This window comes from Tistrella bauzanensis, from assembly GCF_014636235.1.
GTDB classification, from domain to species: Bacteria; Pseudomonadota; Alphaproteobacteria; order Tistrellales; family Tistrellaceae; genus Tistrella; species Tistrella bauzanensis.
On sequence record NZ_BMDZ01000102.1, the window covers coordinates 1 to 12536 of the forward strand.

Here is a 12536-nt window from a genome sequence, read left to right on the forward strand (position 1 = left end):
TGAGGATTCGACACCCCGAGCCTAACGGCTCAAGGCGAGCAACGCCGCTCTCCCTTTTTCAACAATGACCGGGACATCCCCGCAGATCGTGGACGCTCTGCTTGAAATGCACGGGATCACCAAGGCATTCCCGGGTGTGAAGGCGCTCGACAATGTCGATATCCGTGTCGGCCATGGCGAAATCCACGCCATCGTCGGCGAAAACGGCGCCGGCAAATCGACCTTGATGAAGGTGTTGAGCGGGGTCTACCCCCATGGCAGCTATGACGGGCGGATCGTCTTCGATGGCGAGGAACGTGCCATCCGGTCGATCCGCCAGTCGGAAGCGCTGGGCATCGTCATCATTCATCAGGAACTGGCCCTGGTGCCGTTGCTGTCGATTGCCGAGAACATCTTCCTTGGCAATGAATGCGCCGAGCGCGGCGTGATCGACTGGCCGGAAACCTTTCGGCGCACCGACGAGCTTCTGGCCAGGGTCGGGCTGACGGAAAGCCCGGCGACGCTGGTGACCCATCTGGGGATGGGCAAGCAGCAACTGGTCGAGATCGCCAAGGCCTTGTCCAAGAAGGTGCGGCTGCTGATCCTGGACGAGCCGACATCCAGCCTGAACGAGACCGACAGCGACGCGCTGCTGAAGCTTCTGGTCGGGTTCAAGGCCCGGGGCATCTCGTCGATCCTGATTTCGCACAAACTGAACGAGGTCGCACAGGTGGCGGACAGGATCACCGTGCTCCGCGACGGCAGCTCGGTGCGGGCGATCGATTGCAGCGGCGGCCCGATCGCCGAAGCCGAGATCATCCGCGACATGGTGGGCCGGGCGCTGAACGACCGGTTTCCGCCACGCACCGCACCGCCGGTGGTAACCGACGCGCCACCGGTTCTGGAGGTGCGCGACTGGACGGTTCACCACCCGCAGCATGCCGGCCGGATCGTGGTCGATCAGGTCAGCTTCAAGGTCGGGCGCGGCGAGGTGGTGGGCATTGCCGGGTTGATGGGCGCCGGGCGCACCGAGCTTGCGATGAGCATTTTCGGCCGGTCATGGGGCCGGTTCGCGGCGGGCGAGGTTCTGGTGAATGGCCGGCCGGTCAACGCCACCACGGTGCGGGCGGCGATCGATGCCGGCATCTGCTATGTGACCGAAGACCGCAAGCATTACGGCCTGATTCTGGACGAAACCATCCGCCGCAACATCTCGCTGGCCAATCTGGCCGGCATCGCCCGGCGGATGGTGGTGAACGACCACACCGAAAGCCGGATCGCCGGGCGGTATCGCCGGCAGATGAACATCAAATCGCCCACCGTGGAACAGAAGGTCATGAACCTGTCGGGCGGCAATCAGCAAAAGGTCGTGCTGTCGAAATGGCTGTTCGCCGACCCGCAGATCCTGATCCTCGACGAACCCACGCGCGGCATCGATGTCGGTGCCAAGTATGAAATCTACAAGATCATCAACGAACTGGCCGCGGCCGGGAAGGGTATCCTGATGATTTCCTCGGAAATGCCAGAATTGCTTGGCATGTGCGACCGGATCCACGTGATGAACGAGGGCCGGCTGGTGGGCGAACTTGCCGCCGCCGAGGCGACGCAGGAGCGGATCATGCATATGATCGTCGGTCAGGGCCGGGGTCGGGATCAGGGCCAGGCTCAGGTTCAGGGCCAGGCTCAGGTTCAGGGCCGGGTATCGGGGCAGGGTGGGTGAGACATGGCGATGGCACATGAAACCCGCGCGCCTGCCGCGACCACCCCGGCCGGCCAGCCACAGAGCTGGGGCGGCGCCCTGCGCGGCAATATCCGCCAATATGGCATCCTGATCGCCCTGCTGGTGATCATGGCCTTCTTTCAGGTGGTCACCGACGGCATCCTGCTGAAGCCGGTCAACCTGACCAATCTGGTGCTGCAGAACAGCTACATCATCATCATGGCCCTGGGCATGCTGCTGGTGATCGTCGCCGGCCATATCGACCTGTCGGTCGGGTCGGTGATGGGCTTCATCGGCGCGCTGGCCGCGGTGCTGATGGTGCAGTTCGGGCTGCATTTCCTGGTCGCCTCGGCGATCTGCCTGGCGGCGGGCTGTGTGATCGGTGCCGCACAAGGCTATTGGGTCGCCTATTTCCGCATCCCGTCCTTCATCGTCACTCTGTCCGGCATGCTGGTGTTCAAGGGCCTGACCCTGGCGCTGCTGCAAGGCCAGTCGCTGGGGCCGTTCCCGAAATCTTTCCAACTGCTGAGTTCGGGCTTCCTGCCCGATCTGTTCGTGGTCGAGGGGCTGGGGCGGTTCAATCTGTTCTCGTTCGTCATCGGCTGTGCCGCCGCCGTGCTGCTGGTGGTGCTGTCGATCCGCAACCGCAAACGGGCGGCGGAGTACGGCGCGGCCAGCGAACCGTTGCTGTTCTTCGTGCTGCGCAACGGTTTCATTGCCGGTGCGATCATCTATCTGTCCTGGCTGATCTCGGCCTTCAAGGGCCTGCCAAACGTGCTGATCGTGATGGCATTGCTGATCGCGATCTATGGCTTCATCACCAACCGCACCACCATCGGCCGCCGGATCTATGCTATCGGCGGCAACGAGAACGCGGCGCGGCTGTCGGGGATCGCCACCGAACGGCTGACCTTCCTCACCTTCGTCAATATGGGCATGCTGTCGGCCCTGGCCGGGCTGGTCTTCGCGGCGCGGCTGAACACGGCCACGCCCAAGGCGGGGCTGGGCTTCGAGCTGGACGTGATCGCGGCGGTGTTCATCGGCGGCGCATCGATGAGCGGCGGTGTCGGCACGATCATCGGGGCGGTGGTCGGCGCCTTCATCATGGGGGTGATGAACAATGGCATGTCTATCCTGGGCATCGGCATCGACTGGCAGCAGTTGATCAAGGGTCTGGTGCTGCTGGCGGCGGTGATCTTCGATGTCTATAACCGAAAACGGGTCTGAAGGGACTGGAACCATGTATATCTCGCAGATCCGCGATCTATCCGGGGGCACCCGCGTGGTGGTGCGCGAGGGTAGCGAAGCCTATGCCGTCGCCGGTGTCGACAGCGTCCATGCCCTGGCGCTGGACGCTGCCCGCGCCGGCACCAGCCTGGCCCGGCGGATCGCCAGCCTGGGCGCCGGAGAGGCGGTGGACCTGGAGGCCGCCGCCGAGGATGGCCTGCTGCTGCCACCGGTCACCCATCCCGACCCGGCGCATCTGCATCTGACCGGCACAGGTCTGACCCATCTGGGCTCGGCGGCGGCGCGCGATGCCATGCACAAGATGGAAGCCGGGCAGCCCGACATGTCGACGGAGGACGGCCCGATGTCGGATTCCATGCGCATGTTCCGCATGGGGCTGGCCGGCGGCCGGCCGGCGGCGGGGCAGGCCGGGGTGCAGCCGGAATGGTTCTATAAGGGCAATGGCCATGCGCTGGTGGCGCCGGGCGGGGCGTTGACCCAGCCGGCCTTTGCCGATGACGGGGGCGAAGAGCCCGAAATCGCCGGGATCTATGTCATCGGCGACGACGGCATACCGTTCCGGATCGGCTTCGCGCTGGCCAATGAATTCTCCGACCACGTGATGGAGCGGGTGAATTATCTGTATCTGGCCCATTCCAAACTCCGCCCCTGCGCGCTGGGGCCGGAAATTCTGGTGGGCGCGCTGCCGGCCGATATCCGGGGCATGTCCCGCATTCGTCGCAACGGCGCGGTGGCGTGGGAAAAGCCGTTCCTGTCGGGTGAGGCCAACATGTCGCACAGCATCGCCAATCTGGAGCATCACCATTTCAAATACGGGCTGTTCCGCCAGCCCGGCGACATTCACGTCCATATGTTCGGCACCGCCACCCTGTCCTTCGCCGACGGGTTTCAGACCAGCGCCGGGGACGTGTTCGAAATCGACGCGCCCGACTTCGGCCTGCCCTTGCGCAACCCGCTGGTGCGGATGGCAAAACCGGCTGACGCCATGGTCGCGGTCCGCCCGCTCTGACCGGCGCCGACATCCGGCCGGGCCTTTCATCATCATGGCGTCTCAGGTGGGAACCCCCGCATCATGACCTTCACCAAAGCCCCCTGGCCACGCCGTCTGCGGTCGGCCGAATGGTATGGCGGCAGCAGCCGCGACAACATCTATCACCGGTCGTGGATGAAGAATCAGGGCCTGCCGGCGGATCTGTTCGACGGCCGGCCGGTGATCGGGATCTGCAACACCTGGTCGGAACTGACGCCGTGCAACGCCCATCTGCGCGATCTGGCCGAACGGGTGAAGCGCGGGGTATATGAGGCGGGCGGTCTGCCGCTGGAATTCCCGGTGTTTTCGCCCGGTGAAAGCTCGCTACGGCCGACCGCGATGATGTATCGCAATCTCTGCGCCATGGATGTGGAAGAGGCCCTGCGCGCCAACCCGCTCGACGGGGTGGTGCTGATGGCCGGCTGCGACAAGACCACCCCGGCCTTGATGATGGGGGCATGCAGCGTCGACATGCCGGCGATCGTGGTCAGCGGCGGGCCGATGCTGAACGGCAAATGGCGCGGCGGCGATGTCGGATCGGGCACCGCCTTGTGGCAGATGAGCGAGGCGGTGAAATCGGGCGAGTTGACCCGCGCCGATTTCCTTGAGGCCGAACAGGCGATGTCGCGGTCGCCCGGCAGTTGCAACACCATGGGCACCGCATCGACCATGGCATCGATGGCCGAGGTTCTGGGCCTGGCCCTGCCCGGCAACGCCGCCATACCGGCGGTCGACAGCCGCCGGCGCGCCATTGCCCAGTTCGCCGGCCGGCGGATCGTCGACATGGTGAAGGACGATCTGAAACCATCGGATATCCTGACCCGGACCGCGTTCGAGAACGCCATACGCACAGTCGGTGCGATCGGCGGATCGACCAATGCGGTGATCCATCTGCTGGCGATCGCCGGTCGGATCGGCGTGCCGCTGACGCTGGACGATTGGGACCGGGTGGGCCGCGATATTCCGACCATCGTCAATCTGATGCCGGCGGGCCAGTATCTGATGGAGGAATTCTTCTATGCCGGCGGCCTGCCGGTGGTGCTGAAAGCCCTGCTGGATGCGGGCCGGCTGGATGGCGCCGCGCTGACCGTATCGGGCATGACCATGGCCGAAACCCTGGACGGGGTGACCAACTGGAATCCCGATGTCATCCGGCCATTGGACCAGCCCTTGACGCCTGAGGGTGGTATTGCCGTGCTGCGCGGCAATCTGGCGCCGGCCGGCGCGGTGATCAAGCCATCGGCGGCATCACCCCATCTGATGCGCCATCGCGGCCGGGCGGTGGTGTTCGCCGATATCGACGACTACAAGGCGCGGATCAACGACCCGGATCTGGATATCGACGAGACCTGCGTGATGGTGCTGCAGAATTGCGGGCCGCGCGGCTATCCGGGCATGGCCGAGGTCGGCAATATGGGTCTGCCGCCCAAGGTGTTGAAAAAAGGCATCAAAGACATGGTGCGGATATCGGATGCGCGCATGTCCGGCACCGCCTATGGTACGGTGGTGCTGCACACTGCCCCGGAAGCGGCGGTGGGCGGGCCGCTGGCGATCGTGCGCGATGGCGACATGATCGAGCTGGACGTGGCGGCGCGCCGGCTGCATCTGGACCTGACCGATGACGAGATCGCTGCCCGTCTCGCCGGCTGGGAGCCGGCGGTGGCACCGCCGGCCAGCGGCTATGCCCGGCTGTTTCACCAGCATGTTCAGGGCGCCGATACCGGTGCCGATTTCGATTTCCTGATTGGTGGTCGCGGGCGCGCGGTGGGCAAGGACTCCCATTGAGCGCGCCTCGCGTCCCGATCCGTCACAACAGGGGCACACGCTGTCATGTCCGGTAATACCTCTGCAACGCCCGGCACCGCCGGCCGACGCCTTGGCCTGATCGTGGCCGGGCTGGGCAAGATCGCCCGCGACCAGCATCTGCCGGCCCTGGCCGCTTGTATGGCGGTGGATCTGGTGGCGACCGCCGATCCGCAGACCGCGGCCATACCCGGCGTGCCGCATTATCCGTCATTGGCCGCTGCGCTAGGCGCACATCCGGGCGCGGATGCGGTGGCGGTGTGCACGCCTCCGCAATATCGCCATGCAGTGGCGGCCGAGGCGATCGCCGCCGGCCGGCATGTGCTGCTGGAAAAGCCGCCCGCGGCCACGCTGACCGAGATGGACGACCTGGTGGCGCGCGCCGATGCGGCAGGTCTCAGCCTGTTCGCCACTTGGCATTCGCGCTTCGCCCCGGCGGTGGCACCGGCGGCCAACTGGCTGGCTGGACGGCGCATCCGGCGGATCGCGGTGACGTGGAAAGAGAATGTCCGCCGCTGGCATCCGGGACAGGCCTGGATCTGGCAACCCGGGGGTATCGGGGTTTTCGACACCGGGATCAACGCCTTGTCGATCCTGACCGCGTTGCTGCCCGGCCGGCTGCATCTGCGCGCGGCCGATCTGGACGTGCCTGACAACTGCGCCATGCCGATTGCGGCGCGTCTGCGCTTTGCCGCCATCGATGGCGCCGAGGTCACGGCCGATTTCGATTGGCTGCTGCCCGATCCGCCGGTCTGGGAGATTGCGATCGACACCGATGATGGTCCGCTGGTGATGTCGGGGGGCGGTCGCCGGCTGGTGGCCGGCGATCGGCTGCTGGTCGATGCGCCGGACGGTGAATATGCCGCGATCTACGACCATTTCGCGGCGCTGGTCGCGGCCGGACGCTCGGATGCCGATGTCAGCCCGTTCCGGCTGGTCGCCGATGCCTTTATGATCGGCCGGCAGCGGCACGTGGCCAGTTTTCTCGACAATTGACCGGGTCGGCCGGGCGATATCCGGCCCCTGTTTTGCTTGCCCATAACTCACAATAAAGTAAGCTTATCGAACCTTATTTTGCGGTGTGCGCAGGATCGTGCATGGCGACATTGACTTCCGATTATCGGACCTGGAGGGCGTGTTTCAGGATGATCCGATATGATTGGTGGAGGGATCGGAGGATCGTGGGCAATGGATGCAACCTTATAGTCCGGCCCCTATTTCCAGGTGCCGTCCGGCCTGCATCGCAGGTATTGTGCGTTTTACGACCACTCTGTTCGCATAACGTATAGACGGATAATAGGGCCACCGCGTGATGCCTCCGATTGACCCGCGCTGCGATAATCTGGCACGACTGATCGCGGCATCACCAGCCCATATGGCACTGCTGCGCCATGTCGCGGCTCTGGATCTGCCGGATGGCTGGATCGGCGCCGGTTTCGTGCGGGATGTCGTCTGGAACCATTGTCATGACCGTCCGGCGGAACTGCCCAGGGGGGCTCGGCGTGATGAGCACACGGAACCGCCCTGGAGCGATATTGATGTGATCTGGTTCAATCCGGACCGCGCCGATCCGGTGGTCGATGACCAGCTTGACGCCATGCTGCTGGCCGCTGCCCCCGATATCCGCTGGTCGGTGGCCAATCAGGCGCGGATGCACCGGCGCAATGGCGTGCCCTCCTATGCCTCGACCGCTGATGCGATGACCAACTGGCCCGAGACGGCCACCGCTGTGGCCGTGCGGCTGATAACCGGTGACAGGGTCGAGGTTCTGGCGCCACTGGGCCTGGATGATCTGTTCGGATTGATCCTGCGCCCGACGCCGTTTTTTCTGGCCACGGGCAGGCTGCCGGTCATGACCGCCCGTATCCGCGACAAGCGCTGGCTGGAACGCTGGCCGAAGCTGATGCTGGCGCCCGAGGCGACCGGATCGTCATCGCCGCCCGGACCGTGAATCACTGGACATTTCATGGTGCCGGATCACACTGCCAGACATCATCCAACAACCATCATCGGCCGCACAGGTGATCAGCACCATGCCAGACCCGACCCGTCCGCCCTCAGCCATCGCACGCAGCATCCGCCAGGATGCGGCGCTGGTGCTGACCACGGATGAACGCGAGACGCTGGGCTTTCTGCTGGATGCCGCGATCCCGGCCAATACCAGGCTGGCGCTGATCAGCGATGCCCGCTATCTCGACGCCTGGTGGCTGGCCTGCACCGGTGAACCGCTGCCCTGGCCGGCGGCGCCGGAGATGGTGGTGCGGTTCATGGTGCATCACCTGTACGACCCGGAAGAGCGGCGCCGCAACAAGGCCCATGGCATGCCCGCCGATGTCGAGGCGCGATTGATCGAGCGCCGGATCAAGACCCGGCCAGGGCCGCTGGCGCCATCGACGGTTGAACGCCGGCTGGCGAGCTGGGCGACCCTGCACCGGATGAAGGGTCTGGACAATCCGCTGGCCGATGATCAGGTCCGCACGATCAAGACCCGGCTGCTGCGCGCCTCGCCGCATATTCCGGGGCGGAAATCGGCACAGCCGGTGCTGGGCGACACCCTGACCCGGCTGCTGGCGGCCTGCGCGGGCGATGATCTGCGCGCCATCCGCGACCGGGCGCTTCTGGCGCTGATGTGGGCATCGGGCGGCCGGCGGCGCAGCGAAGTCGGCGCCATCCAGCGCCAGCATATCCGCGTCGAGGCCGACCAGCCGCTTGAGGTCGGCGGCGGCGGTGGTGGCGGCGGCGGGTCCGGGCCGCTGCTGCCGGCCCGAACCATCCTGCTGCCCCGCACCAAGACCACCCGGGCCGGCGATGCGGCGCGGGTCTGGCTGATCGGCCATCCGGTCACGCTGCTGGATCAGTGGCTGTCGGCATCGGGCACGCGGGCCGGGCCGGTGTTTCTGCCGATCACCAAGGATGGCCGCATCCTGCGCCGCGATATCGGGCTGGGCGGGGCGGCGGTGGCACGGATCTTCAAGCAGCGTGTGGCCGAGGCGGGGCTCGACCCGGCGATGTTTTCAGCCCATGGCCTGCGATCGGGGTTCCTGACCGAAGCCGCCAACCAGGATGTGCCGATCCAGCAGGTGATGGCCCAGACCCTGCACAAATCGATCGCGGTCGCCTCGCGCTATTACGACGAAAGCGCCGCCCATCGCGGCCGGGCCGCACGGATGTATGCCCGTAAGGATGCCGGCTGACCGGCGCCCCCCATGTCGCCATCGCATGACGGTTGTGGATGCCCCCTTGCGGCAACCGCACGGGCGGTGTGTCATAGGGTATATGGTAGTGCCTGCCTGGGTGGGTGCCGGCCAGCGTGAACCATGACTGCCGGCCCGTGCAGGCCGGGCGGCGCCCGAGGAGATGCCCCAGCGATGACCCATCAGATTGCCCCCACCCCCTCGGCAGTGCCGACGTCTCCCGAGCCCGGCTCCCCCCCATCCGCCGCAGCCGGCCTGCATCCGCTGCTGCCGGCCCTGCTCGCCGATGACTGGGCGTCGGTCGACCCGTCGCTGCCGCCGCTGCTCGACCTGCTGTTTGCGCGCAGCGCCGGCGAGGCCTGGCACAAGGCCGGCACCTTCAAGAACCATCTGCTGGACGTCTATCGCACGCTGGCGCTGTGGGATCAGCCGCGCGACGTGCGGATATTGGGCCTATTCCACAGTGTGTATTCGAACGAATTCGTCGATCTGAAGCTGTTCGATGCCGACTCGAAGCGCGCCGAACTCGCCGCCGTGGTCGGCGACGAGGCGGAACGACTGATCCACACCTTCTGTGTGATGCCGCGGACAAAATTCACCCGGGATCTGATCGAGCTGGATGCGATCGCAGCCGGCGGCATGGAGCTTGAAACCGCGGCCGGCAGGAAGCTGCATCTGTCGCAGAAGGATGCAGCGATCTTCGCCATCGTCTCGATCGCCGATCTGGCCGAGCAATGGCATAGCTGGGTCGACGATGTCTTTCAGGGCTATCCCTATCAGACCCGCCAGCCGGTGAAGGCCAATTGGGCGGCATCGCTGTGGCCCGGACCGCTGATGCCCAGCGCCGAGGCCTGGAGCCTGGCGTCACGCATGGCCTGGCCGCTGCGCCATCTGCCGCCGGAGCTGGGCCTGCCGGTGCCGCCGGTCTTCGCCCGCTGCACCCGGGTGATCGACACGGCCGACGAGGTCGCGGCAGTGGCGCTGTACTGGCAGGTCGTGACCCGCGCCCATGCGATCTCCACCCCGGCGGCCGCGATCACGCTGTTGAAAACCGCCATCTCCCACAACCCGGATGTGGCCGAACCACATCTGATTCTGGCCCAGATCGCCCTGACCCAGGATGATTTCGACACCGCCGCCCAACATGCCCGCGCCGGGCTCGACATCCTCACCCATTGGGGCACGGCCTGGGACAAGCGCGTCGCCTGGTCGGGCTGGGTGGCCTGGGCGCGGGTGCTGCTGCAGGCCGGCCAGACCCGGCGCTGGCCGGAAAACCTGGGCGGTATGATCGCGCTGGGCATGGTCGGCTGACCGGACCCGCCACGGATCGTCCACCCCTCTCATCAGATCCCTGTTCCGGAAAACGAGACGACAGCCCCGATGTCCGACCTGACCATGAGCTATGTCTGCGGCACCAGCGACGTACCGCTGTGCTATGAGACCATCGGCACCGCCCTTGCCAACACCGCCGCCGCCTTCCCCGATGGCGAGGCGCTGGTGGTGGTGCACCAGAACATCCGCTGGAACTGGGCCGAATTCGACGCCCGGGTGACCGATCTGGCCGCCGGCCTTCTGGCGCTGGGCCTGAACCCGGGCGACCGCATCGGCATCTGGTCGCCCAATCGGGTGGAATGGGTGCTGACCCAGTTCGCGACCGCCCGCGCCGGGCTGATCCTGGTCAATATCAACCCCGCCTATCGCACCTATGAGTTGGACCACGCGCTGAAGCTCTCAGGCTGCCGCGCGTTGATTCTGGCGCCGACCTTCAAGACCTCGAACTATGTCGACATGCTGCTGGAACTGGCGCCGGAATTCGCCGGGGCGGATGTCGCCAAAGACGGCACCCGGTCGGCGGCGCTGCCGGATCTGGAATTCGTGATCACCCTGGGCCGCGACAGTCAGGGCGGGATGCTGGGCTTCGATGGCGTCGCCGCCGGCGCCGATGATGCCGCCCGCGCCCGGCTGGCCGCGATCGCGCCCGATCTGCGCCCGGACGATCCGATCAACATCCAGTTCACCAGCGGCACCACCGGCACGCCCAAGGGTGCCACCCTCACCCACAACAACATCCTGAACAACGGGCTGTTCGTGGGCCGGATCATGGGCTTCACCGACGCCGACCGGCTGTGCATTCCGGTGCCGCTGTATCACTGCTTCGGCATGGTGCTGTCGGTGCTGGCCTGCATGACCCATGGCGCGACCATGGTGTTCCCATCGGAAGCCTTCGAGCCGCGCGCGGTGCTGCAGGCGGTGCAGGACGAAAAATGCACCGCCCTGCACGGCGTGCCGACCATGTTCATCACCGAACTGGCCCTGCCCGATTTCAGCAGCTTCGACCTGTCGACCCTGCGCACCGGCATCATGGCCGGCGCGCCCTGCCCGATCGAGACCATGCGCGCGGTCATCGCCCAGATGAACATGCGCGAGGTGACGATCTGCTATGGCATGACCGAAACCAGCCCGGTCAGTTTCCAGACCCGCGCCGATGTGGATATCGAAACCCGGACATCGACCGTCGGCACCATCCACCCCTTCGTGGAAGTGCGGATCGTGGACGAGAACGACCGCGTGGTGCCGGTTGGTACGGTGGGGGAGTTGCACACCCGCGGCTATTGCGTGATGAGCGGCTATTGGAACGACCCCGCGCGCACCGCCGATGCCATCGATCCGGCGGGCTGGATGCGCACCGGCGACCTTGGGGTTCTGGACGCGCAGGGCCGCTGCCGCATTGTCGGCCGGTCGAAGGACATGATCGTGCGCGGCGGCGAGAACATCTATCCGGTCGAGGTCGAAAACTTCCTGATGACCCATCCGGGCATTCTGGACGTGGCGATCTTCGGCGTGCCCGACGCCAAATTCGGCGAGGCGGTCTGCGCCTGGATCCGGCGGGCGGCCGATGACGAGGGCGCCGGCCTGACCGAAGCCGGGGTACTGGCCTGGTGCGAGGGCCGGATCGCGCATTACAAGATCCCGCGCCGCATCCGCTTCGTCGAGGAGCTGCCGATGACCGTGACCGGCAAGGTGCAGAAATTCATGATGCGCCAGGCCGAGGAGGACGGCGCGGTCGCCTGAGCGGGACCGCGCCGCAACCAGGCGTTATTCCACCCGGCCCCACCCGCCGCCGCGTCATCGCGTGCGCTGGCGCGGCGGAAGGCCTCGCGGTCGCTGATCCGTACCCAATAGGCGGTAAAGGCCGGGCGCGGCGCGATGCTGCCGAACTGCAGCGCCCAGCCAAGCTGCGATCCGGTGTAGATGTCGGCGGCGGTGAAGCGCTCGCCGGTCAGACACATGCCGGCCCGCAGGACGTAGCGAGGCAGGCCATCGCTTGAACCGATGTGCTTCATCGAGGCTTTACACATAGATGATGGGAATGGGCACTCTCCCGATCTCCCGCATAATGTGGAAAATGCCCTCCTGCTTTACCACGGCACGTAGAATCGCCTCATCTTCTCCAGAAGCGGTCCTGTATATTTCACCATTAAAGAGGCTGTCGCGCAATGAGCGCGGCGGGCTGGTTTAGAGCGTCACCGTCGCCTGGGACGGCGTGAGGCGGCCCGTCCTC

The 12536-nt window shown here is 66.0% G+C and carries 10 protein-coding genes; 9 read left to right on the forward strand and 1 reads right to left on the reverse strand.

Going from position 1 to position 12536, the window contains the following annotated elements:
- The first annotated feature begins 88 nt into the window (after positions 1–88).
- The 9 genes from mmsA (at position 89) to IEW15_RS23645 (ending at position 12046) form a co-directional block, all read left to right on the forward strand.
- Positions 89–1699 carry a multiple monosaccharide ABC transporter ATP-binding protein gene (gene mmsA / locus IEW15_RS23605; RefSeq protein ID WP_306432671.1) on the forward strand — a complete coding sequence of 537 codons (1611 nt, stop codon included), beginning with the start codon at positions 89–91 and terminating at the stop codon, positions 1697–1699.
- Between the two features lie 9 nt (positions 1700–1708).
- Positions 1709–2926: a multiple monosaccharide ABC transporter permease gene (gene mmsB, locus IEW15_RS23610; protein WP_188582690.1), complete on the forward strand. Its 1218-nt coding sequence runs from the start codon at positions 1709–1711 to the stop codon at positions 2924–2926.
- Positions 2927–2939: 13 nt separating this feature from the next.
- Positions 2940–3956, forward strand: coding sequence for an AraD1 family protein (gene araD1 / locus IEW15_RS23615; RefSeq protein WP_188582676.1), 1017 nt, complete (start codon positions 2940–2942; stop codon positions 3954–3956).
- Between the two features lie 63 nt (positions 3957–4019).
- The gene (gene araD, locus IEW15_RS23620) at positions 4020–5762 is read left to right on the forward strand and encodes an L-arabinonate dehydratase (protein ID WP_188582678.1); all 1743 of its coding nucleotides are present in this window, start codon (positions 4020–4022) and stop codon (positions 5760–5762) included.
- A gap of 45 nt (positions 5763–5807) precedes the next feature.
- Complete coding sequence (locus IEW15_RS23625; protein WP_188582680.1) at positions 5808–6776, forward strand: Gfo/Idh/MocA family protein; 969 nt, start codon at positions 5808–5810, stop codon at positions 6774–6776.
- A gap of 316 nt (positions 6777–7092) precedes the next feature.
- A complete protein-coding gene (locus tag IEW15_RS23630; protein ID WP_188582682.1) occupies positions 7093–7731 on the forward strand; it encodes a nucleotidyltransferase family protein in 639 nt (212 codons plus the stop codon).
- 82 nt (positions 7732–7813) lie between these two features.
- Complete coding sequence (locus tag IEW15_RS23635) at positions 7814–8974, forward strand: tyrosine-type recombinase/integrase (protein ID WP_188582684.1); 1161 nt, start codon at positions 7814–7816, stop codon at positions 8972–8974.
- 174 nt (positions 8975–9148) lie between these two features.
- Complete coding sequence (locus IEW15_RS23640; RefSeq protein WP_229708617.1) at positions 9149–10285, forward strand: tetratricopeptide repeat protein; 1137 nt, start codon at positions 9149–9151, stop codon at positions 10283–10285.
- A 69-nt stretch (positions 10286–10354) separates the two neighbouring features.
- A complete protein-coding gene (locus tag IEW15_RS23645) occupies positions 10355–12046 on the forward strand; it encodes an AMP-binding protein (protein WP_188582686.1) in 1692 nt (563 codons plus the stop codon).
- Here IEW15_RS23645 and IEW15_RS23650 read toward each other — a convergent pair.
- Complete coding sequence (locus IEW15_RS23650; RefSeq protein WP_188582688.1) at positions 11935–12318, reverse strand: glutathione S-transferase family protein; 384 nt, start codon at positions 12316–12318, stop codon at positions 11935–11937. The two genes, IEW15_RS23645 and IEW15_RS23650, sit on opposite strands and share 112 nt — an antisense overlap.
- Positions 12319–12536: the final 218 nt, after the last annotated feature.